Source organism: Bradyrhizobium sp. SZCCHNS30572 (assembly GCF_032484415.1).
Taxonomy (GTDB): domain Bacteria; phylum Pseudomonadota; class Alphaproteobacteria; order Rhizobiales; family Xanthobacteraceae; genus Bradyrhizobium.
Genome location: NZ_JAUESY010000017.1, coordinates 1 through 22,994, shown reverse-complemented (window position 1 = coordinate 22,994; position 22,994 = coordinate 1). Strand labels below are relative to the sequence as shown.

19 protein-coding genes and 3 pseudogenes are annotated in these 22,994 nt (G+C 60.0%); 8 read left to right on the top strand and 14 right to left on the bottom strand.

The window, feature by feature from the left end:
- Positions 1 to 621: 621 nt before the first annotated feature.
- The gene (locus QX048_RS35120; protein WP_315718070.1) at positions 622 to 978 is read left to right on the top strand and encodes a group II intron maturase-specific domain-containing protein; all 357 of its coding nucleotides are present in this window, start codon (positions 622 to 624) and stop codon (positions 976 to 978) included.
- On the opposite strand, the gene QX048_RS35115 is transcribed toward QX048_RS35120, so the two are convergent.
- The 12 genes and pseudogenes from QX048_RS35115 to QX048_RS35065 all read right to left on the bottom strand — a co-directional run bounded on the left by QX048_RS35115 (position 959) and on the right by QX048_RS35065 (position 11,442).
- Positions 959 to 1,222 (bottom strand): phage integrase N-terminal SAM-like domain-containing protein, encoded by a 264-nt coding sequence (locus QX048_RS35115; protein ID WP_315769830.1) that lies wholly within the window; start codon positions 1,220 to 1,222, stop codon positions 959 to 961. The two genes, QX048_RS35120 and QX048_RS35115, sit on opposite strands and share 20 nt — an antisense overlap.
- Before the next feature lie 482 nt (positions 1,223 to 1,704).
- On the bottom strand, positions 1,705 to 2,004 hold the full coding sequence (locus QX048_RS35110) for a helix-turn-helix domain-containing protein (RefSeq protein ID WP_315718612.1): 300 nt from the start codon (positions 2,002 to 2,004) through the stop codon (positions 1,705 to 1,707).
- A gap of 97 nt (positions 2,005 to 2,101) precedes the next feature.
- Complete coding sequence (locus QX048_RS35105; protein WP_315718613.1) at positions 2,102 to 3,304, bottom strand: Bcr/CflA family efflux MFS transporter; 1,203 nt, start codon at positions 3,302 to 3,304, stop codon at positions 2,102 to 2,104.
- A 29-nt stretch (positions 3,305 to 3,333) separates the two neighbouring features.
- The gene (gene ectB, locus QX048_RS35100) at positions 3,334 to 4,611 is read right to left on the bottom strand and encodes a diaminobutyrate--2-oxoglutarate transaminase (protein ID WP_315718614.1); all 1,278 of its coding nucleotides are present in this window, start codon (positions 4,609 to 4,611) and stop codon (positions 3,334 to 3,336) included.
- Positions 4,612 to 4,648: 37 nt separating this feature from the next.
- Positions 4,649 to 5,374, bottom strand: coding sequence for a hypothetical protein (locus tag QX048_RS35095; protein WP_315718615.1), 726 nt, complete (start codon positions 5,372 to 5,374; stop codon positions 4,649 to 4,651).
- A 28-nt stretch (positions 5,375 to 5,402) separates the two neighbouring features.
- Positions 5,403 to 6,590, bottom strand: coding sequence for a class I adenylate-forming enzyme family protein (locus QX048_RS35090; protein ID WP_315718624.1), 1,188 nt, complete (start codon positions 6,588 to 6,590; stop codon positions 5,403 to 5,405).
- 28 nt (positions 6,591 to 6,618) lie between these two features.
- A complete protein-coding gene (locus QX048_RS35085) occupies positions 6,619 to 6,903 on the bottom strand; it encodes an acyl carrier protein (protein ID WP_315718616.1) in 285 nt (94 codons plus the stop codon).
- Positions 6,881 to 7,300: a hypothetical protein gene (locus tag QX048_RS35080; protein ID WP_315718617.1), complete on the bottom strand. Its 420-nt coding sequence runs from the start codon at positions 7,298 to 7,300 to the stop codon at positions 6,881 to 6,883. Before QX048_RS35080 ends, QX048_RS35085 begins: the two co-directional genes overlap by 23 nt.
- A gap of 3 nt (positions 7,301 to 7,303) precedes the next feature.
- Positions 7,304 to 8,764 carry a prenyltransferase/squalene oxidase repeat-containing protein gene (locus tag QX048_RS35075; protein ID WP_315718618.1) on the bottom strand — a complete coding sequence of 487 codons (1,461 nt, stop codon included), beginning with the start codon at positions 8,762 to 8,764 and terminating at the stop codon, positions 7,304 to 7,306.
- A 45-nt stretch (positions 8,765 to 8,809) separates the two neighbouring features.
- Positions 8,810 to 9,076: pseudogene (locus tag QX048_RS35325) on the bottom strand (hypothetical protein); the annotation flags it as partial.
- Complete coding sequence (locus QX048_RS35070) at positions 9,060 to 10,352, bottom strand: phenylacetate--CoA ligase family protein (protein WP_315718619.1); 1,293 nt, start codon at positions 10,350 to 10,352, stop codon at positions 9,060 to 9,062. The gene QX048_RS35070 and the pseudogene QX048_RS35325, both read right to left, overlap by 17 nt.
- A 52-nt stretch (positions 10,353 to 10,404) precedes the next feature.
- Positions 10,405 to 11,442: an AMP-binding protein gene (locus QX048_RS35065; protein ID WP_315718620.1), complete on the bottom strand. Its 1,038-nt coding sequence runs from the start codon at positions 11,440 to 11,442 to the stop codon at positions 10,405 to 10,407.
- Between the two features lie 257 nt (positions 11,443 to 11,699).
- Here QX048_RS35065 and QX048_RS35060 point away from each other — a divergent pair, with 257 nt between their 5' ends.
- The 5 genes and pseudogenes from QX048_RS35060 to QX048_RS35040 all read left to right on the top strand — a co-directional run.
- On the top strand, positions 11,700 to 12,677 hold the full coding sequence (locus QX048_RS35060) for a LysR family transcriptional regulator (RefSeq protein ID WP_315718621.1): 978 nt from the start codon (positions 11,700 to 11,702) through the stop codon (positions 12,675 to 12,677).
- 380 nt (positions 12,678 to 13,057) lie between these two features.
- Positions 13,058 to 14,188: an amidase gene (locus QX048_RS35055; RefSeq protein WP_315718622.1), complete on the top strand. Its 1,131-nt coding sequence runs from the start codon at positions 13,058 to 13,060 to the stop codon at positions 14,186 to 14,188.
- A gap of 53 nt (positions 14,189 to 14,241) precedes the next feature.
- On the top strand, positions 14,242 to 15,006 hold the full coding sequence (locus tag QX048_RS35050; RefSeq protein WP_315718623.1) for an SDR family oxidoreductase: 765 nt from the start codon (positions 14,242 to 14,244) through the stop codon (positions 15,004 to 15,006).
- A gap of 642 nt (positions 15,007 to 15,648) precedes the next feature.
- A protein-coding gene (locus tag QX048_RS35045; RefSeq protein ID WP_315772782.1) for an IS3 family transposase occupies positions 15,649 to 16,835 on the top strand; the annotation gives its coding sequence in 2 pieces (ribosomal slippage) (positions 15,649 to 15,910 and positions 15,910 to 16,835; 1,188 coding nt in all).
- Positions 16,836 to 16,911: 76 nt separating this feature from the next.
- Positions 16,912 to 17,979 (top strand): annotated as a pseudogene (locus QX048_RS35040) (IS91 family transposase); the annotation flags it as partial.
- 655 nt (positions 17,980 to 18,634) lie between these two features.
- Here the strand turns inward: QX048_RS35040 and QX048_RS35035 are convergent.
- Positions 18,635 to 18,901 carry a conjugal transfer protein TraD gene (locus tag QX048_RS35035; RefSeq protein WP_315718659.1) on the bottom strand — a complete coding sequence of 89 codons (267 nt, stop codon included), beginning with the start codon at positions 18,899 to 18,901 and terminating at the stop codon, positions 18,635 to 18,637.
- A gap of 1 nt (position 18,902) precedes the next feature.
- The gene (locus QX048_RS35030; RefSeq protein ID WP_315718660.1) at positions 18,903 to 19,229 is read right to left on the bottom strand and encodes a conjugal transfer protein TraD; all 327 of its coding nucleotides are present in this window, start codon (positions 19,227 to 19,229) and stop codon (positions 18,903 to 18,905) included.
- Between the two features lie 171 nt (positions 19,230 to 19,400).
- Here QX048_RS35030 and traA point away from each other — a divergent pair, with 171 nt between their 5' ends.
- A complete protein-coding gene (gene traA, locus QX048_RS35025) occupies positions 19,401 to 22,412 on the top strand; it encodes a Ti-type conjugative transfer relaxase TraA (protein ID WP_315718661.1) in 3,012 nt (1,003 codons plus the stop codon).
- Positions 22,413 to 22,528: 116 nt separating this feature from the next.
- A pseudogene (locus QX048_RS35020) lies at positions 22,529 to 22,717 on the top strand (helix-turn-helix transcriptional regulator); the annotation flags it as partial.
- Positions 22,718 to 22,994: the final 277 nt, after the last annotated feature.

Here is a 22,994-nt window from a genome sequence, read left to right as displayed (position 1 = left end):
GTTCCTCGGTTGCGTTGGCGTGTCGCAACCCGATCCTACCGGAGAACTGCCGGTGACCACCGCAAAGCCGCCCGCCCACTACGGCGCTATTTGGGAGCGCGCGTCCGGGCGGCTTTGCTCCACCGAGCTACACCACCTCCGGGGACACGACCCTAGGGGAGCGCCAACACCGCTCACCCCCTCTAGAGCGTTGGCCGTCCGAAGTGCCTCCAAGCGGAGGCACAAAACTTGAAAATACAAAGAATTACAGAAAGCCAGCGGCACGCTCGCGGTAGAATTCGGCCGTATCACCCGGACCGATGCCGCCCCGTGCCAGCCAAAGCGTGCAACAAAACGTCCAACAGGACGTCCAACATTTCGTCCAACAGGGGAGGGAATCATTCCTGACTTCCTCACCCGTCGGAATGGTACCTGGCATTCGCTCGGCGCGTGCCGGTCGAGTTTGCGGCACTGGACCCGCGTGGCATCGTCAAGCATTCGACCAGGGTTCGCTGTCTTCTGACCGCACGGGCCGGAGGGCCACGCGCGTTGCCGATCAACTGAACCAGGAACTTGAGAACCATTGGCAGGAGCTTCTTGCCTGCCAGATGGGCATTGCACCGCAGGGATATAACGAGGCCCGTGTCGGGCCCGCTCGCTGGGCTTTTGCGCAAGCTCGATGAGTGGATCAGGCGGCGGTTGCGCGCCATCGTCTGGACCCAATGGAAGCACGGTCGCACTCGCTTCGATGAGCTGCAACGCCGCGGCGTTGGCCGGGAGCTGGCACTCAAGACCGCCGGCAACCCACGTGGCCCTTGGCGGCTCTCGAACAGTGCCGCGCTGACCATGGCTCTGCCGAACGTCTTCTTCGTATCACGCGGCTTGCCTTACGGCACGCTCGTGCAATCAAGTGCCAAGCGTTACAATTTTCCACATAGCACTTTGGCACAAGAACCAGCTGGCCATCGGCAGCCGACGATCACGGAAAACCAATCCTGAAAAAACGTATGACAGCAAAGATGCGCTTCACGAAAACCTTCGGCGCGTGGGCGCCGCTCGACGCCAGATGCAGCCGGAAACCACGCACATCCTCTGGCTCGGCCTGATCGGGAGAGCGGCCGAGCAACGCGGCGAAGTCCTTGACCCTTTGTACGTAGTCATGTTGGGTCTTCGGAGCGAACTTGCGGATCGCCATGTCTTCGATCATGCGCTGGCGCAACGGGCTGATGGCCTGCTTGGTCATTGGGGATGCTCCTGTCTTGAGTGAGGTGTCGAACCCCTCATCTCAAGACAGGACGCCCCGTTGCGCTATCGTCTTGCCTCCGCCGCCAGCCGCGGAGTCCGCGCGAGCGGTTTAGTCCAATGGACCGGGGGCGACGTTCGATCGGGCAAATACGAGGTTCGCTTTCCCGGACGAGCGGGCGCGGCATCGCCGCGCTGGCGGAGTCGCCTGGTGGCCCCATCTTGGACCCTCGGTCATAGCCGGCGATGTCGCTCTCAGGGGGCAACCGAACGTGAGTCGTCGCACAGCCGGAAGGTTGCTATTGACCTAAACGGCCTTCCTACAGATAGTCTACGGCCTGTCCCGGCAACACGTATCCATACACTCGGAAGCCATCGTCCGTTTCATCCGCGGGCAGATGGATCTTTTCGAGTGCACTCCGAATCTTTTGACGGTGAGATCGGTCTGTCGCGAAAGAACAGTTCACAGGTCACGAGGTCAGCTCACAGCTTGGGCAAATCAATAAAACCCAACCGGATCGCTTTCACAATGGCTACGAGCCGGCTCCCCGTCTCCAGCTTTTCCATCGCGTTTCTAAGATGAAAATTAACCGTGTTCGTGCTGATTTGCAAAACGATACTAATATCCCACGAGGATTTGCCCTGGGCTGCCCAATGGAGGCAGTCAATTTCCCGTTTCGATAGCTTCAGCGATCGATCACCTGCCATTGTTTGGATAACCCTTCTTTTGACGCTTGGACGAGGAGCCGCGTGTGCGCTCGGCACCTCCGGAACATTGTCCATCGCTCTCCGACTTCGTCATCGCATGTAGAGCGGTTGGTCAATGGCAGACCCTCGGCAAAACCGGACCTCCCATGACCGGCTTCAATGTCAAGCCTCATTATGAGTTGAGTGCATCGCGCGGTTCGCGTTTCGCTCGGTAGCGATCCGCGATCAGAGTTCCGAAGGCTCCAAGGAAGGTGAGCATCCACGGTCCGAGCGGCTTCCCATCGGAAAAATATCCGACAAGCATGCTGCCTGCCGCAGCAGCCAAAAGTTGCAGCGCGCTGAGCAATGCTGCGGCACTACCGGCGCTCGACGCGTGCTGGGCCAAAGCGCCGACGCTCGCGTTCGGGAATATCACCCCAGTGCATAGCATAACAATTCCGACAGCTAATACGGTAAGCGCGCCAGACTGGGGCTGCAAAAAAGCGACCAAGGGAAGTCCGATCGAGACCAACAGCATTGTAGCCGAAGCGACCCCAAGCACGGCATCTCCGCCGAACCGATGGAATAGATGGGCGTTAATCTGGGCAGAAAGAATATAGCAGACGGACCATATCGCGTACGCGACCGAATACAACCAGGACGAATATCCATAGAACTCGATAAGAATAGCGGGTGAACTCGTGATGTACGCGTATAGTGTGAACATAGCAAAACAACTCATGACGACATTCGTCACGAAGCCGGGCTCGCCTAAGATCCGCAAGTTCAACGCAAGAACGTGCGCCGGCATAACCGTCATGCGCATTTGTTGTGGCAGCGTCTCGGGAACAAACGCAGAGGCAACTGCGCAAGATATTAGTCCATACCCTGTGCAAAACCAAAAAATCGCCCTCCATCCAAATTCATTAAGCAGGAGCGAACCGCCGATTGGCGCTACAATGGGGCCGACGCCCATTACCAGTATCAGTTTGGCGAGCAGATGTCTTGCGACTTGACCGGTCGCGATGTCACGGACCATCGCACGCGGTATGACCGTAGGTGCCGAGCATCCAAGCGCAGCGAAAAAACGCAGCGCGGCCAGCGATTCGATATCGGTGGCCAAAGCACAACCGGCAGAGGCCGCAGTGTAGACGAGAATGCCGCAGATTAAAGGGGTGCGGCGCCCAAACCCATCGGATAGCACGCCTTGGATAGCTTGACCGAGGGCCAAGCCAATAAACCACGCGGCAAGGGTAATTTGAGCGCTGCCCTTCGGGGCGGCGAACGTGGTTTCGATCGCCGGAAAGGCGGGCAGATACATGACGGTTGACACTGAGCTGATCGAAATCAGAACGCCCAGGATAGTCGGTAGGAGAGGAGACGTTTTCACCGTCATGTTCTCGAAAGTTGGATTGGACTTTGAGGCTAGGCTGCGTCGACTTGCGCCGGTCGCCCTAACGTGCTCGCGACGACCTCACGCAGCGTATCGATCGCAAACGACAGATCCGTAGAGGAAATCGTTAAAGGCGGCAGCAGTTTCACGACATGGTCGTGGACGCCACAGGTCTCGGCGATTACGCCATTCTCAAACAAACGTTTAGAGATCTGATCGGCAAGAGCAACGGACCGGAATGACAAACCCGTGATAAGTCCTCGGCCAACCACGCTTGCCTCGCCGTCCGTAGAGTCAGCAATCGCGGTCAGTTCCCTTGTCAACACATTTGCGTGCTCCTGAACCGATCTCGCGAAGTCACCGTTCGTCCAGTAACATCGGATAGCAGCCGTTGCGCCGACAAACGCAAGATTATTTCCGCGGAAGGTTCCATTGTGCTCACCCGGCGACCAAATGTCGAGGTCAGGGCGGATCAATACTACGGATAGCGGCGCTCCGAGGCCGCTCAGCGATTTGGAAAGTACGACCATATCTGGCTGAACCGCGCTACCCTCGAAGCTAAAGAACGATCCGGTCCGCCCACAACCAGCTTGAATGTCGTCGACGATAAGCAACGCTCCGATCTCCCGGCAGAGCCCAGCGATTCTCTCGATCCAAGACATGCGTGCGGCAGCGAGACCACCTTCGCCCTGTACCAGTTCAACGATCACCGCTGCCGGTCGATCAATTCCAGAGCCTGGCGATGTGAGCATCGCTTCGATGTAATCGCAAACGTCGACTGACGGACCGAAATAACCGTCGTACGGAAGGAACGTAACATTTGTAAGTGCGACGCCGGCACCCGCCCTCTTGACGGGATTCGATGTCAAAGCGAGCGCGCCAAGACTCATCCCATGATAGCCGTTTGTGAACGCCACGACATTGGTACGACCAGTGATCTTGCGCGCCAATTTCAATGCCGCTTCAACAGCATTAGTTCCGGTCGGACCTGTAAACTGAATTTTGTACGTAAGTCCGCGTGGAGCGAGGATGCTATCTGAAAAAGCCTGCAAGAATTCGGCCTTCGCTACCGTATGAAGATCTAGCGATTGAACGATGCCGCTTCCATTGAGATACTCGATCACCGGCGCGACGATAAGAGGGTTGTTGTGCCCATAGTTCAAACTTCCAGCACCTGCAAGAAGGTCGAGGTACTTTCGGCCATCTGTGTCCACCATCCAGGCGCCGCTTGCGGACGAAAAGGTAACCGGGAAATGTCTGCAATAGGATCGCACGTTAGATTCCGCGCAGTCGAATATTGTCGTATACATTGCTTAGTCCCTCTCGTTTAAGACGCACTAGGGCAACCTAGGAAGCTGGATGATTGCGCTCCTGGAGCAGCGAGGCCGACCCGAAGCCGCTATGAGTGCGCAGTCGCTCTAGCATTTCGTCGCGGCTTGACCACATCAGATAAAACGGTTCACCCGGAAATGAGGCTGGTGCAGGCGCGACGATGCAAGGAGCGATATGCGAGAAGGCGTTGCTGCCGAGCGGGAGCGTTGATCGCGCAACCCTCTCAAAGCATGTCGCGCAAAGCCATTCGACCCCGAAGTGCTTGATTGAGAGCAAGCGAGTCATCCGTCCGACGCACGCATTGATTCCCTCCTGTCGGAGTTCGGGCGCGACGAAGGCGGCCCCACAATACGCGACTTTGCCGGCCATGAAGGGGAACTCCGGCGTGAGCAATTCTTCCGCAAACGGCGCCAATCGCGGAGCGAGATCCCAAAAGACCTTTCCCACAGCCAGGTCGTAGCGAAAATCGTGGCTATCGATCAACTTGATGGCTGCTGTCGCAACGCAATGGCCCGATCTGCGCGCGATCGCCCAAAAACTATTTGCTGGCGTAAGGTAGCTGTGTTCTGGATCGTACGTGCTGAGAACTACCTCGCCGGAGAGCTCATAGTAGGCAGCCGCAAAAACGGCGAAATCGCTACCGACTTCGAATGTAAGGCCCAGGCCGGCGAGATAGGCGTGCCCTCGACGAACATAATCATTAATGAAGAGCAGCCAATCGGGAACTGGGTAAGAGCGCATGTGTGTGTACCTTATCGTCTCGCGGTGTTCATTGTGCCTCAACTGAGTTTTCGCTGACCAGGCGCCGAATGCGAACTTTTCCGGTATTGGTCGATGGCAGCGTATCGGCATAAACGTAGCGGGCTGGGTACACGTGAGCTCCAAATAGTCGTGTGACCGTCCGACCAATCGTACGCTCATGCTCTGCTCGCATGGCAGGGGAAACGCTACGTGCGAGCGTGATCAAGTAGAAGGTATGCCCACGGACGACGTCCGGCTCGATCACAATTGTCATTGGCCTGTCTGGAAACACCATTTCAAGCTCGGTCGCGAGGAGTCCGAGACGAACGTTAACGCCGTTGACTTTCACCAGATCGTCTCGACGGCCATTGAGCCGGATCTGTCGCCCCGGATGAATTTCTACGTCATCTTCGATGGTGATGCCGTCGAGATTGGGGCCAAGCTCTCCGCTTGGTGAAGCTGTTGCGCAGCGTGGGCTCAATACACGGAGCCGTCCCTCAAGGTCTGGACCGAGCAGAGTGGTGTCGGAACACAGCTGCCAAAAGCTCGCGTCGTCGCGCGCCGATTGTCGATATGCAATTGCGCCAGTTTCCGTCGATCCGAAGATTTCGCGGAGGGCGTAAGAGGACGGGCGGCCAAAGTTCGGCATGTCCCGAGCAACTCGCGGGACCGGGCCAGCAGAATGGAGGATTGTCGTCGATGGATCGTCCAGAACCCCGGTGCGCATCAACATCTGCCAAGTCGAGGGGAGGCTAAGAATAATTCGTCTCCCGGACGATGGAACGCGGAGGATTTCACCTCCCTGAAGCTGGGGGCAATAGGTCAGGCGAGCGCGCTTGTTGCGCGCGAGTGCGATCCCGCACAAGAAGCCGAAGGCGTGGTTTACAGGAGCGAATGAAACCACTTCATCGACTTGCTCGAGTGCGAAAGCCTGCACAATGCAGTTCGCTTCAAGTTCGACCTGCAGCATCGATCGCCACGCTACCTTTGCCGTCCCAGTCGTCCCTGAGGAGCGTAGACCGATACTTGCACAGAGGGGGATAGTCTGGCGAAGCTGGCTAGCCCGCCAAAAATCGATCGACCAGGGGGCGCATGTGAGCGAGCGATCGAGTTCGCTGCGCACCATGCATCGCTCGTCTGATTTAGAATCGAATAGCAGAGCCTGCAGCTCCGGCCAGGACAATTCCTTGGCCGCTGGTCGGGTGGTCGTATCCATCGCGTCCACGTTCGCGCCTCCTCGGCATTCACTCCGCAGCACCTGACACGTGCTTAACGCTCAACTTTCGTTCGACCAATTGGGCTGCCCGTCGAACAGTCGAAAGATTAAAGGAGAGATCGTCAACACCAAAATCGATCTCGATTCCGAATAGTTCTTCAAGGAGTGAGACCATTTCCATAGCTTTCAGGCTGTCGAAGTTCAGTCCAGGAATGCTTGGAAGGGGCGTGTCGATCTGAGCGAGTTTCAGCTCGAACGGAAATAGTTCGCGCGAAGCGGCTAAGATCTTGTCAACAGTCGTCTCGCCCGGCATTGCGCCCCTCCTTTACTGCGCGATCGCGCATTTCGGCCAATATGACATTCCAATGATCGAACGGATCAACCGGGATCAGTCGTATGAAGAGGCGGTCGTGCGGGAATACGTCTTTCGACGCACTGAGCACACCCTCAACAATCTTGTCACGCCAGGAGCGCTCACGTGTTTGGTCTACCTCGATAGCAATAAACGCGACGGAGGCCAGCGATTTCACATTCGAGCGGGCGAGCGGGGCGGGTCCAGAGAATACGGCACTCGGATCAATGACCAGCCAGCGAGTAAGTACGTGCCTGACATCGACTCCCAGCCGTCCGAAGGTGACCGTGACGCGTCGACAGAAGCGGCCCCGCATAGTGGGGTCTTTGAGGTCGGAGTGGATCGTTAAGGTGGGCATGGCTCAAGCGGTCAACGCGAGAACAGGAAGCGAGAACGCGGGATCATCAGCCTTACGCTTCAAAAGCGTAAATAGCGCTACCGCTAATGGATCCTGGCCGCTTTGCTGTAGCGGCGTCCATCCGATCTCACCGGTCTTGGAAACGAGTTTCGCAAGAAAACGGTCCAGCGAAGATGATGACATAGGGAGGCGATCGTTCTGGCCATAGGCAAGCAACGCTTGGTAGGTCGCATAAAGGCTTGGCAGAGAGGCTCTTGTTTCTCGGAAACCGGACATGATAGACAGTTCGCCGAGACAATTGGCGGTCTTCTCGGCCAAATCTCGTTGGCCAAGGCTGTGCAGTATATAGCTAGCCTGGGCAGTCGCACTTCCGCTTGATAAGCCGCGGGGTGTAGCGGCGGCGCCGTCCGGGCGCAAGCATCGCATAACAAAGCCGGTAAGAGAGCGATGATCGATTTCGTTGTTGGCGTCCCTTCCAAGCGAGGTAAGGATGGCAACCGCGGACATCGATGACGTCATATCAGATCCTCGCCCCACCCAATACCCGAAGCCGCCATCTGGGTTTTGCAACTCTCTAATCCATTCGACCAGCCTTCCTTCCTCGCGGAGCCGCCGGCCCGCCAGGCGGAGGGCCGACACGGCCCATAGTGAACAGCGCACCTCTGCGCCGCGCCCCGGCATATACATTACGCCGCCTTCCCATGGGGTATGTGCCGTTTGGAGCCATTCGCACAGCGTCTCGATAGAGGGATGTCGGGGGGAATTGATGCAGGCGATCATCACTGCCGATGCGGTCGTCAGTGCGTCGCTGGCAAGCGCGATTGGGCGATAGTTGAGCCCTCCCGACGGGACGCTTGTCCGTATAACACTTCGGCGTACGACATCCGCTTGGGCCGCCTCCAGCTTCGAGTCGAGCGCCGCGAGTGCTCCGACAGCCGAAAAGTTTGCCCATACATCGGACTGAGCGCTGCCCTCCCAACGAGTAAACCCCTCCGGCGTCAGTTGGCCGAGTATCCACTCGCGGCACGCTTCCGGCTCGGCTGGAGACCATCCCAGAGCTCGAAGAGCGCTTGTGGCCCGAAACGTCGCCCACATGCATGGCGCTGCGTTCGCATGAAAGCAAAACGCGCCGGTTTCCGCCTGTCTGCTCTGCATCCACTTTAGAAGTTCGTGCCCTTGCCAGGGCAGATCCGGACGCTGTTGGAGAGCTTTAAGAGCGTTAACGGCGTAGTAGACCGCCCTTACATCCGATTGTCGGTGGCCTGGACACCAAGTAAGGCCACCGTCTGGCAATTGAAGCGAGCGCAGCCAAGTTAAGAGCTCGGCCTGGGCGGGAATCTTCGCCCGCACGATTTCGTGGAAAAGACGCGCGGCGTAGTAAGTCGCCCATACGTCCGGCTCCTGCCCGGCGATCATTGCAAAGCCGCCGTTGCCGTGTTGGAGGCGAGCCAGCCAGTCGGCCATTCTTGGAATTTCGGGCACGGGCGCGCCCAAGTCCGTCAATGCTTGGCTGCAGTAGTATGTGGCCCACACGTCTGATATCAGTCCCCGTTGCCACGCGAAGCCTCCATCGCGATTTCGTCGTGACAAGAGGTAATGTATCGTTCCGCTGCGCTCGGGCTCGGGCAGCGTGTACTCCAACCACCTCAGGGTTCTCACACCAGCGTAGGTGGCCCAAAGGTCTGCCCCGCCAGTGCCCGCCCCGCCGTCCCGCAACAGATGCAACGAGCCTGACAGGCGCTCGATGGACGGGTCGAGGCTAAGCTGCGACGGCATTGGAGCGCTTCCAGCTCTTTAGCGACGCCCCACTCTTTGTCGTGATGGGAAGCTGAGCTACAATCTCGAGTTCAAAATTCAGTCCATGATCGCGAAATGATCTGGCCGCATTTTTCGAGAGCTCGTCTAGTCTGTCGCTATAGTCCGGGTCGTGTTCCAGAATGATGCCGACAACTTCGTTATTCCGAACCTTTAGTAGGTATCCAGTGACTCCTTTGGTATTGTAGACCATGCTATCGACCTCGGCTGTGAGGTAATTGCGGCTACCAATTCCGAGCGTCTCTTCTTCGCGCCCTAGAATCTCGAGGTATTTTCTCGAGCTGCTCGTGTCACCTAGTATCTTGACTCTGTCGCCTGTGTCGAAGCGCAGCAGCGGCCTTGCGAATGCATTCAACGTAGTGATGACCAGTTGACCGCAATCCCCTGGCTCGGCAGGCTTGATTCCTTCTGGTGTCGATATCTCACAGATATATGCATATTCCAGAAGCCGGAGAGAGTTGTCGCTGCCTGTTGCGGCAATCGTTCCTGTCTCGGTCGACCCGTAGCTCGCAACGTAGACGTCGGCGTCCCACTCGGACGCCAGCATCTGCCGCAATTCCCGGCAGACGACCTCGCCGGAAAGCATGATGGTGTTTACCGAGGCGGCGCAAGAGCGAAAGGTTCCTCGGATCTTGAATACACGCATCATCTGGATCAGCGTGCCGGGTGATGCAAATACTACCGTGGGCTGAAAGCGACTGCAGAGCGCTTCAATCCGATCCCAGGAAACAATGCCTTGGGTGAAGGGAAAGCATCTCGCGACGCAAGCACTTGCCATTTCGCATACGCCGACGATTAGATCGCCGATAGGTGCGATATCGGACGGCAGCAAGGTCAAGCAGCGGTCATTCGGCCGAATGACCTCTCCCCATTGTAGAAACACACTTCCGTAATTCCAGGCGATATCTTCTGCCGTTCTGCGTGTCGGCGTTGCCGTTCCTGTTGTTCCAGTCGATTCATAGTACTTGACTGCTTGTTCGATAAGGCTGCTCTCGAAATCATCGGGACGCGCCTTCAAGGCAGCTTTAGAAGTAACATCGAGTTGTTGAAAGGCGCCGACGCTAAAGCGGCCCAGATGTGAGTATGCCCGCGACGACTTCGCGATATCCCAAACCCGCGCGAGCTTTCTTTCCTGATACGCGCGGAGCAGTGGAGGACATTCGCTTTGCCAAACGCTTCGCATCTCGGCAAGTGCATTGTTGGCCTCCGACGAGGCGCTCGTCGCTTCAATATTCATCGGAAACTCCGTGGATAGGCCGACAGTGTGACGTCGAGCGGCGATGGAGAGGCTAGAAGTCGAGGAACACGTAGTCGGCGCACTTGCCGCTGCGGTCGTTGATGACGAACGGCTCGCTCGAATCCACCGACAATATCTCGCGAAGGACGTCGTTCTGGACGTCGTCCTCGATGAGCGCCTTCAGGACATCATCATGCGATGGCTCCGCCGCACCGAACTGAGGCCTTATCCGGATCTCGATTCGCTTCACAACGCCGTCGCGCTGACGGAGTATGACCTGGGAATCTTCGATGTTGCGAATACGGCGTACCGCCTGCGCGATCGCTCTAGGCGAGACGTTGTTTCCGTCGAAGAATATTCTGTTGTCGGCGCGGCCCAATACTTTAAACTCAAGAATACGTCCGTCAGCGGTCTGATCGACCGCCTCAATGAGATCGGGAACCTTGTATCTCAGCATTGGGTTGATGACGGCCTCATTCAATGACGTTACGACCAGTGAGCCGTCCACCAACTCGACGTATTGATAGTCAAGGGCCCGGAATTGGTTGCGCGGCATCTCTGGCGTTTGGAAGCCGATCACCCATGGTTCAGTCCCACCGTAAACGCTCCAGAGCTCAGCGTTGGGGAATGCGCGCGTTATAGCCCGTTCGTGAAAACCCTTTAGAGGCTCTCCGGTCCAGAGGACTGCTTGGACCGTCGGCATGTCCCGGCCAAGCTTGACCACATAAGAAGCGATGATCTCCAGCAATGTAGGGTTTCCGGAGATTACGCAGGCCTCGGATTGGAGGAGCACGCGGCCCCAGATTGCATCGAGATCGAGGTCGTTTGCGACATTGCCGAGGTGCAGGTATATCATCCCCTTCGAGAGACAAAGCTCTCGGAAGAAGTGGTTTGCTGACCAGGCCTTGCCGCCAGAAGAGAAATCGACGAAGCGCCGACCAGACGTCCGGGACGTCGGATTCCATGATTGCAGTATCTCTGGGATGTGCTGATGCCGTGGTTGTAACCCGATTTTGGGTTGACCGGTTGTCCCAGACGACATGAATAGATAGGCGCCGCTCCCTCGCCAAGCGTCGGAGATCTCGCGCATGGCGTGCAGGTATCCCTGCTCGGTCAGGAGAGGTACGGCGCGTAGGTCGGCAGGACTCCTGATAGGGTCGGCAGATGTGTACGCCTCAGCCAAGTTCGGAAGAGTGCGGAGGTAGCTCAACAGACGATTGGGAACGGTCCAACACACATCCATCACGCAACATCCTTTTGCATCTAACGGTAGTATGGTAGTATCAGTTGAACTTCAACGCGTCCAATACGAATGAAATATAGGGCGTCTTCTAAAACAGGTATGACATGCCTCAGTTGCGACGTTTCCGGCAATTCATCGTAGTTGCGGAAGAATTGAGCTTCAGTCGGGCGGCTAAGCGCCTCAATATTGCGCAGCCGCCTTTGACGGCGGCAATCAAGGCTTTAGAGGCCGAGCTGGGGCAGACATTGATTGATCGTGGTACCCGCGTTTTTGGTCTGACCACGGCCGGGAAAGTATTTCTCCGTGAAGCAAAATTGACTGTTGCACAAGCTGATCGAGCCATGTCGCGCGTACGAAGCGCAGAGCAGCCCATCGAGGGGCCTCTACGGATTTCGTTCGTTGGGATGGGCGGAGCATACAACCTTGTTCCTCGGTCGTTGCGGCAATTGCGTGCCGAGCATCCGAAGATGGAGCTCGTCCTTGTCAAGGCAACAACCGCACAACAGATGAAGATGCTGCATACGCGGCAGGTGGACATCGCGATCGTTGCTGGCCCCGTGCTCACAGCCGACCGGCTTTCCACGGAGTTGCTATTTTCCAGCCAAATGGTTGCAATAGTTCCCGACAACCATCGCTTCGCGAGCCCTTCTGTGACAACGGTGTCGCTTGTCGACCTCGCGCACGAGAACTGGATTTTATTCCCACCGACCGAGGGGCCAGGGCTTTATGGCAGCATTGTTGCAGCTTGCGCTCAGACGGGCTTCCACCCTTACGTGAGTCATTGCGTACCTGACTTCCAGACCGCGATAGGCTTGGTCGCTGGCGGGCTTGGGATTTCGGTCATTCCTATGTCACTTCGATCGGAGATCCGGCCGGGCGTGGCCGTGCGTCAACTGACCGGATGTGGAACACCTATCAACTATGATCTCCTAATGACCTGGCGGTCCGAACCGGACGCGTCGCCGGCCACTGCGAGCTATATTTCTATCTTGCGGCGGGTCGCGCAACAGGGACCTCAAGAGCCTGATCTGGACGTTCCGGACTTATCGTTGCTGCCAAGTGCACATCCCGAGTTGCCCTAGAACCATCGACGAGCCATTTTCGAATTTTGCACCGCCACTCCCGCGACCCACTAAATCTGGTAGGTCACCCGGGTGAGTTGGTGTGCTTGAGTGGCCGTCGCTCCACGAAGGAGGAGGCGAGAGCAATGATAGCGGTTACAGACAAGGTCACATCGTTCTTCCGCGCATGCAAATTGGAGGACCAATCGGCTACGTCGCCCCTTCCGGAAACGCTCCGCATGTCGCTGGAGGCACGCGTCGAAGCGAGGCAGGATGGAAGCCTTGATGCTGACCGTTGGAGGTCTGAGTGCGGCATCTGGAGCACATGGGCAGATACTCGCTATCGAGCCTGCGCACATCGGAAAGAGTTAGGATCGAACGCACGGGCTATACGCATTGGAGTGAAGGACACGATCAACGTCGTTGGCTTTCCCACGCGTCTTGGTCTGCGGCATCATCGGCACTATCCGGACAGCAGTGCCGCTGCCGTTCGAGCGATAGATACAGAGTTCGCAGAGATAGTCGCCAAGGTTGTCACGACTGAGCTTAACCTCGGTGTTGGCTCCGGCTGTGTCAATCCCTACGTGCCGGACGTTGCTCCCGCCGGCTCGAGTACCGGATCGGCCGTGTCTGTGACAGCCAACATTTGCGACATATCCCTCGGGACGGATGTGCTTGGATCCATCCGCTGGCCAGCGGGAAATTGTGGCGCTGTCGGTCTACGCACGACCTGCGACAGAGCCGACCTTCATGGTATCTTCCCTCTGTCTCCTCAGATGGACGCACTGGGCTGGGTCACACGCAGCGCTGAGGATCTTTTCTTCTTATGGCAACTGTTGCGCCTCGGCGGTCAAGAGAGATCAGCGATTGCGCCTTTAGGCCGCTGCCAAGTCTCGGTTGTTGAGAACGCTTTTGATCGAGGTTGTTGTCATCCTGAAATGCGGGACGCGTTGCATCTTGCATGCCGTCTACTCGAGGACGCCGGGCACCACATTCGATCGGTGCGATTGGACGATCTCTGGGCGCAGCGCGAAGCGGCATGGCAACTCTGTGCTCGCGAGGCTTGGGATGGTTACCGCCTGTGGCAGAAATGGATGAAAACTGAATTGTCGGAATCGACGCAGGCTGCGCTGGAAATCGGAGCTCGCATCGATGATCAATCCTATGGCCGAATACTCGACAGACTTGCAGCGTGCCGCAAAGATATCGAGTCGCGGTTCGACGCGGAGTCTGCCGAGATTTGGTTGCTACCTCTTCACCCGACACCGCCTCGCAGCCTGAGGGACGCTGTGATGCCCAAATCGACCATCCCAGCCTCAGACCAACCCGACTACGAACAACGATTGGGCTACACGCCAATCGCGAGTTTCGCTGGACTTCCTGCAATCACCATGCCGATAAAACGAAGCGAAGTAAGTGGTGCTCCCCTGGCCATTCAAATGCTTGGCCGCCCACACCGAGAAACGCAGCTTATTGCTATAGCCGCCGACTTGGAACGGGTAAGAGGCGATCTCAGATGGAATCCATCTTGAACCGATCAGATCGACGAGAAACTACTTGAGTCCCAGGAGCGAAAGGAAGATCGATGACGGATGCAGTTGTCGTAAGCGGTGGTGCAAGCGGGATTGGCCTTGCGGTCGCCAAGCACTTCCATCAACAGAGCGCTCACGTAGTCGTTCTTGGGCGTCGCGCAGATCGGTTGGAGAAAGCGGCTGAACACCTGAATCGGAGCGGAGGCGTTCCGGTTCTCCCGATTGCCGTTGATCTCACCCAGGCAGACCAAGTACAGCGCGTCTGCGACGAAATCACACACAGGCATAAGGAAATACGCGTTCTGGTGGCGGCGGCCGGCGGGAATGTTGTGCTGACGTCACCGCCCGGTTCATACGGCCCAGACCTCTCGGGTATTGCGAGGCGCTGGACCGAAAACTTCGCATCTAATGTGTTGAGTGCCGTCCTCCTCATCGAAGGCTTACGCAGGCACCTCAGTGCGCCGGGCGGACGGATCATTCTTATCAGCTCTATTGCGGCATATCGAGGGTCGGGCAACGGCTGTTACGGCGCCGCCAAGGCGGCCTTGCACCCGTATTGTTATGATCTCGGCGCGGAACTCGGACCAAAGGGCATCACGGTGAATGTGGTCGCACCCGGCTATATTGCGGAGACTGAGTTCTTCGGCGATCGCTTATCGCCTGAGCGCCGAGAAATGCTGATCGGTCAGACGATGAATAGGCGAGCGGGTCTGCCCTCTGATATCGCCAGCACGATCGGATGGTTGGCCTCGCGCGAAGCCGGACATATCACGGGCCAGATCGTTCAGGTCAACGGGGGGGCTGAGCGAGGAAGATAAGAACTGCTGCGTGCGGCGGAGCGAAACCGCCTTTGGAGGCGCGCCGCAGTTGGCCCGCGTATCCACAACTGACGCTGACGCCATGCCCAGGCTCTTCTCGCTGATCCTGAAGGCCGCGGGCTATGATCCGGGGCCTGAGCCTCGCTCACGGCAGCGCTCGGCGAACGACCCACAGGTGAGATCCTGGCTGCAAAATTGCAGGGCGAGACGATCAGCTTCGGTCCCAAGCTCACGGATGGTCCGTTCACAATGCGATTCGAGCTCAACGGCCGGATGACCTATCCGCACTGGAAAGAGTCCCTTGGACCTGCAGCCGGGACATGACGGTCGCGGAGGATAAGATCTGTATCCTGAACTCGGGTGCCCGTCGTCGCTGTTACATCCCAGCTTGGCCTCCCGTTCATCTTGCAAGCCGCGTTGCCACGACTTTTCGCGATGCCAAAGCTTCAACCAGAAGAGAGCTTCGGAGGGGCGCATGTCGTGCATCTTATCAAACAAAACGCTTGTGGCTATCTGGTGAGTGCAAACCGGCCCACCATTGATACACAAACAAGGCGCCGTCGATCCGCGGGCATGGACTGACCTGCCCCTAAGAATTTCCTCCAGAACGATTTAGAGTCCGGCCTGACGAAGGACGGACAGATGAAGCGAAAGCGGTTCACGGAAGAGCAGATCATCGCGGTTTTGAAGGAGCACGAGGCCGGTGCGAAGACGGCCGATCTGGCTCGGAAGCACGGGATTTCGGAAGCGACGTTCTACAATTGGAAGGCTAAATTCGGCGGCATGGACGTCTCCGAAGCCAAGCGGCTGAAGGCGCTCGAGGACGAGAATGCCAAGCTGAAGAAGCTGCTGGCCGAGCAGATGCTCGATGCGGCCGCGCTGCGGGAGCTGCTCTCAAAAAAATGGTAAGGCCTGCCGCCAAGCGCGCCGCGGCGGCGCACCTGCAGGCCAAGCTGGGCCTGTCGGAACGGCGGGCCTGTTCGATCGTCGGAGCGGACCGGACGATGGTCCGCTACCGGTCCCGCCGGCCCCCCGACACCGCGCTTCGGGGCCGCTTGCGCGAGCTCGCCAGCGAGCGGCGGCGCTTCGGCTATCGACGGCTGTTCATTCTGTTGCGGCGGGAGGGCGAGCCGTCCGGGATCAACCGCATCCATCGGCTTTACCGGGAGGAAGGGCTCGCGGTGCGCAAGCGCCGCAGCCGCCGCAAGGCCTGCGGCGTCCGCGTGCCAATCCTGGTCGATGCGAGGCCGAATGCGCGCTGGTCGCTGGACTTCGTGTCCGATCAGTTCGCAGGCGGGCGGCGCTTCCGCATCCTCAACATCGTCGACGACGTCACCAAGGAGTGCCTGGGCGCGATTGCCGACACTTCGCTCTCGGGGCGGCGGGTGGCGCGGGAGCTGACCTCGATCATCGCCCGGCGCGGCAAGCCGGGCTCGATCGTCTCGGACAACGGCACCGAGTTTACCAGCAACGCGATGCTGGCCTGGTGCAGGGACAACGCGATCGACTGGCACTTCATCGCACCGGGCAAGCCGATCCAGAACGCCTTCGTCGAGAGCTTCAACGGCCGGATGCGCGACGAGTTCTTGAATGAAACGCTGTTCTTCGGTCTCGATGATACCAGGCGCAGGCTCGCCGCCTGGGTTGCCGACTACAACAACGCGCGGCCGCATTCCTCGCTGAGATACCAGACCCCTGCGGCCTTTGCCGCCAACCTCACCGCAACGGGCGATCGGCTGCGCAACCCCGACCAGCTCCGCCAATCGCCCGTTGCTCCACCCGCGCCACTCGGCGTACAACCCACCCGGACTCTAAACGCTGCTGGATGAAACTTCGGTGGCAGCTCAGGACGAGCACAGAATTCCGGTGCAGCGCTTCATGCGCTAAGCCGCTCCGTCCAGAACAGCCCTCGGCGGCCATGTCGCGCGCTGCGAGGACTGCGCCTACACGTCCATCGCCTACAACTCCTGCCGCAACCGGCACCGTCCGAAGTGCCAGGGCGCCGCGGCGAAGCAGTGGCTCGCCGACCCCGAGGCTGAGCTGCTGCCGGTGCCGTATTATCACGTCGTGTTTACGCTGCCGGCCCGGATCGCCGACATCGCCTACCACAACCGGGCCGCCGTCTACGATCTGCTGTTCAAGGCCTCGGCCGAGACCATGCTGACGATCGCCTCGGACCCGAAGCATCTCGGCGCCAGGATCGGCATCATGTCTGTGCTGCACACCTGGGGCTCGGCCATGACCCATCACCCGCATGTGCACATGATCGTGCCGGGCGGCGGGATCGCGCCCGATGGCCGGAGCTGGGTTTCCTGCCGGCCGGGGTTCTTCCTGCCGGTGCGCGTGCTCTCACGCCTGTTCCGGCGGCTGTTCCTGGAGCGTCTTGCCGCCCTCCACCAGGCCGGGCGCCTGAGCTTCTTCGGCAACGACGCTCATCTCGCCGGAGCACAATCGTTCGCCGCATGGCTTGCAGCGTCGCGCAAGACGGAATGGGTCGTCCATGTCAAGCGTCCGTTTGGCGGGCCACAGGCCGTGCTGGCCTATCTGTCGCGCTATACCCACCGCGTCGCCATCTCCAACAGCCGCCTGATCGCCTTCGACCGGCACGGCGTCACCTTCCGGTGGAAGGATTACCGGGTCGACGGCCGCGACCGTCAAAAGCGGATGACGCTCGCGACAGACGAGTTCATCCGCCGCTTCCTCATCCACGTGCTGCCGAAGGGCCTCCACCGCATCCGCCACTACGGCCTGCTGGCGCGGGGCGCCTGCGCCGACAACGTCGCACGCGCGCGCGAACTGCTCGCCGTCAGGGATCGTGAGGATAAGCCGGCCGAGACCATCGTCGACATGGCCAAGTCGCCCTGTCCATGCTGCGGCGGCCGCATGATCGTCATCAAGGTCTTTGAGCGAGGCGCAACGCCGCGTCACCAACCGACCGCACCAACCGGCGCCATCAGGATCGATACCTCATGACCGCGCACCCGCCATTGTGCAAAGTTGCTCGCAGTGCCTGCCGCTCATCGACCGGTCACGGCGGCGTCCGCCCCAACGTTCCTCTGTCCTCGTCAATCCGCAGACGACACGTCGAGACCGGGGCCGTGCACCACCCGTTCAGCGACTGCACCGCCGCCGCGTCGCGCGCTGCACCGGCTCAAACTCAATCGGCCAGCTCACCTGCAGCGCTCAAATCCCCATAGAGCCTGCCGCGCCAGTCCTGCCCATCATGCGCGGTTTCCTCCCTTGGAGGCTTTCGGACGCCGGCCGCCCGAATGTGCCGCGCCGTCAATCATGCGGCCGGCATCCGAAACCCTTCACATTTACAGACATCAACCGTGGCAGCTCTGCCTTTAAATCATCGCGGTTGGCACGAGGTTACTTAGAGCGGCAAGGAGCCGTCACATGATCGTTGACCGCGGAACTTTCATTGCCTGCGCCGTGGTTGCGGTGGTAGCGCTCATCCGGGATTTGCTGGCTCGGCCGTCGGTTCCCCCGCTGCTGGGACGCGCCCCGTTATCTTCCTTGTCGAAGGGTGGAGCGTTCAAAGCGACGAGGAGACCGCCGACCAGATGTGGTTCAGGACCGACCGCGGATGGCGAGCCATCTGGCGGTAGTTTGCAATTGTTGTGCATCAACGACGAACTGCTGAGACAGTTCGATCTATCCCCTTGTGTGTTGCAGTGTCCGCCTCGAGCGCCTGCTTCCCCTTCGCGGCCCACAGCGCTCGTGCCCGTTCGCCTTGATCGCTCTTGAGCTTGGCAGCCATCCAAAGCAACGCGCCAAGGATAGTGGCGCGATCATCGCCAGTTAGGTCCGCGATACCGGCTTTGACGATGAGCCCACCGAGTTCGATGAGATGCCGCGTGCGCTTGCGGCGCTCGACCTGCCACGTGCGCATGTCATGCCGCGCCCTTGCGGACTGATGCCGGTTGAGAGCCACCCGGTTGCGCCGGAGGGCCGTCCACGTCGCGGTCAGTTGCTGGCGCATTTCGCCGCGCTCGTCCTTGAAAGAACGCGGTCCCGCGCCTGGCCCATGCCTCCTTCTTTCCGGCCTCTTCTGTCTCGGCCAGCACGATCAGTGCTCCCGCTAATTCATCGGCACTTAGCGCGTCGGCTCCGGTAGCGATCACCAGTTCGCCGAGCTGTTGCACTTTGCGGCTCTTAAGGCCACGCGCCTTGTCCCCAAGTGCCTTCAGTTCAGCATCAAAGTCCCTAGGCTTGCGCATCGTCGTTTCCATCCGCGTTGATAGAGAAATGATAGCCGAGCGCCCGGCACAATGCTGTAAGGTCGCCGGGACTGGCCGGGACGGGCTGGTCCCTCCCGAGATTTTTTCGAGGGAGGGCGCGCTTATACGTCGTTCCGACGTGCGCTTCGCTGTGCCAGTGATTGGATCGCGATGGCGATCTACCATCTTTACGTCAAGGTCATTGGCCGGAAGGCCGGGAGCAGTGCGGTGGCATCGGCCGCCTATCGCTCGGCTTCGCGGCTGCGCGACGAGCGGCTCGGCCGCGAGCAAGACTTTTCCGGGAAGCGCGGCGTCGTCCATTCCGAGGTGATGCTGCCGGGGAACGCGCCGGAGGCATGGCGCGATCGCGAGCGGCTTTGGAATGATGTCGAAGCGTTCGAAATCCGGAAAGATGCCCAGCTGGCCCGCGAGGTGGAGTTTGCGCTTCCGCGCGAGATGAGTGAGGCGCAGGGCATCGAGCTAGCCCGTGATTTTGTTCGGAGCGAGTTCGTGGACTTTGGCATGATCGCCGATCTCAATGTGCATTGGGACAGGGCCGAGGACGGACTGCCGAAACCTCATGCTCATGTCATGCTGACCCTGCGCGCGGTCGATCAGAACGGCTTTGGCAAGAAGGTACGAGACTGGAATCGCACCGAGATGGTCGAGCGCTGGCGCGAACGCTGGGCGGAGCTCGCCAATGAGCGGCTGGCTGAGCTCGACATCGACGCACGGATCGACCATCGCAGTCTGGAAGCCCAGGGCATCGCGCTGGAGCCGCAAAGCCAGATCGGCGCGCCGGCGAAACGGATTGAGGTTCGGGGCGTCGCTGGAGAAGTCGGTGAGGCCGACCGGGCCGAGATGCACCGCGAGATCGCGCGCGGCAATGGTGCGCGGATCATCGCCGATCCCTTGCTTGGACTGGACGCTATCACCCTGCAGCAATCGACCTTCACCCGTCGCGATATGGCGAGGTTCGCGCACCGGCATAGCGACGGGCTCGACCAGTTCAATGAGGTGGTGGGCGCACTGCAGGGAGCGCCCGATCTGGTCGAACTCGGCAAGGACGCCCGCGGCGAGGATCGGTTCACCACCCGCGGGATGATCGAGGCAGAACAGCGCCTGCACCGGGCCGCTGAACTGATGGCGGAACGGGAGCGCCATGAGGTGCGCGACGCGGATCGCCAGGCCGCTCTGGCGGGTGCGGAAGCGCGCGGCCTGTTGCTGTCATCCGAGCAGGTTGACGCCTTGGCGCACGTCACCGATGGACGCGATCTGGGCGTCGTTATCGGACATGCCGGGACGGGAAAGAGCGCGCTGTTGGGGGTGGCGCGGGAGGCATGGGAAGCGGCCGGCTTCGAGGTCCGGGGCGTGGCGCTGTCCGGCATTGCCGCGGAAAACCTCGAAAGCGGATCGGGTATATCGTCACGCACGATTGCCAGCCTGGAGCATGGCTGGGAACAAGGCCGTGATTTGCTCAAATCGAGCGATGTGGTGGTGATCGACGAGGCCGGCATGGTCGGTACGCGGCAACTTGAGCGCGTGCTGTCCCATGCTGCCGAGGCTGGCGCAAAGGTGGTGCTGGTCGGCGATCCGCAGCAGCTGCAGGCCATCGAGGCGGGCGCTGCGTTCCGGTCAATCCATGAGCGTCACGGCGGCGCCGAGATCGGCGAAGTGCGGCGTCAGCGGGAGGACTGGCAGCGCGACGCCACGCGCGATCTGGCGACCGGCAAAGTAGGCCATGCGCTCGAGGCCTACCGCACCCACGGCATGGTGCATGAGGCCCAGACCCGCGAGCAGGCGCGCAGCGATCTGATTGAGCGCTGGGACCGCGACCGGCAGGCATCACCGGATCGGAGTCGGATCATCCTGACCCACACCAATGACGAAGTGCAGGCGCTGAACGAGGCAGCGCGCGAGCGGATGCGGGCCGCTGGCGATCTCGGCGACGAGGTGCGAGTAGCGGTCGAGCGCGGGGCGAGAGACTTCGCCGGCGGAGACCGCGTCATGTTCCTGCAGAACGAGCGCGGCCTTGGCGTGAAGAACGGCACGCTGGGCACCGTCGAGCAGGTCAGCGTGCGATCCATGACTGTGCAGACCGACGATGGCCGATCCGTGCGTTTCGACCTCAAGGACTACAACCGGATCGACCACGGTTATGCCGCGACGATCCACAAGGCGCAGGGTGTGACGGTCGACCGGGTCCATGTACTGGCAACGCCCGGCATGGACGCCCACAGCAGCTATGTCGCCCTGTCGCGGCATCGCGACAGCGTGGACCTGCATTATGGCCGCGACGATTTTATCGATGCGGATCGGCTCAACCGTGCCCTGTCGCGCGAGCGGTCGAAGGACATGGCCTCGGATTACGACCGTGCCGATCCCGTCCAGAGCTACGCCGCGCGGCGCGGGATCACGTTCCGCGAGCGCGTGGCCGAGATCGTGCGCAAGGCCGTGCCGGAGAAGCTGCGCGGCATGTTCGACGGCCTTAGCGTTCCTGGAGAGGTGCTCGACCGGGATGGCGGACGACGGCCCGAGCGGGGATCCCCCGAAAGAGAAAACATCGGCACGGCAGCCGACCGGCGCGAAGCCGAAGTGCCGGCAAGGACCGTGGCGCAAGATCCCGAAGCGGAAGCCCGTCGCGTGCGGACCCGGGCGCTGGTGCGCCATGCTCGTGCCGTGGATGCGATCTTCGCGGCGCATGAGACGGGCGGCAGAGCGAGCCCCGAACAGGTCAAAGAGCTACAGACCGCCCGCCAGGCCTTCGAAAAGGTGCGTCCCTATGGCTCCCACGACGCTGAGGCCGCCTACAAGAAGAACCCCGAGCTGGTCCGGGAGGCCGCCGGCGGACGCCTCAACCGCGCCGTCCGCGCGCTCCAGCTCGAGACCGAACTGCGCATTGATCCGAGCCGCCGCGCCGACCGCTTCGTGGAGCGCTGGCAGAAGCTCGATCACACCAGCCAGCGCCAGTACCAGGCCGGCGACAGGTCCGGCTATAGGGCGACGCGCGCGGCGATGGGCGACATGGCCAAAGGCCTCGAACGCGATCCACAACTGGAGTCCGTCCTCGCCAGCCGCAGGAAAGACCTCGGCATCGCCTTCGAATCAGGTGGCCGGCTCGGCCAGCAATTGGCCATCGCCCATGGCATAGGCTTTGGAAGAGACCGAGGCCTCGAACGTTGACCCAGCCTGTTTGCCGCCGTCTGCACGCCACAGTACGACGCCTTGAAAAACGCCCTTGCGCGCGCGACTGCTTGCTCTGTGTAGATCAGGAGCAGTCAGCAGGAGGCAGCGCAGCCATGCGCGAACCAGATCGGATCGTCCGCCTAAAAACCGTTCTTGCCCGTACCGGCCTGTCCCGATCCACCATCTACCGCAAGATCGGCGAAGGCACATTCCCAGCCCAACTCAGGATCAGCGTCAACGGCGCAGGCTGGCGGGAATCCGACATCAACCGATGGATCGCCGATCCCGCGGCGTGGCGTCCGACATGCCTGTCCGTCGCCTGCACGGGCGATGTCCGCTCCGGGGGCCAACCGGAAGTAGTGCACGGCAGGACCGAAAGGCGACATCTGACCCGAAGCTGAATCTTCGATCAAGTCAGCAGCGTCCCCTTCCAGCCGATTTCGTTGAAAAAGTCGCCAGTTGCGGCGCAGAGATATCGGTGATTCAGTCTGTCTAATTGGCGGGACTGAAGGTCATGATGGGGCATCGGCAAGTCGAACAGGCTGCGTTGTTCTATGAGTTCTCGCTGGAAAGGCACAT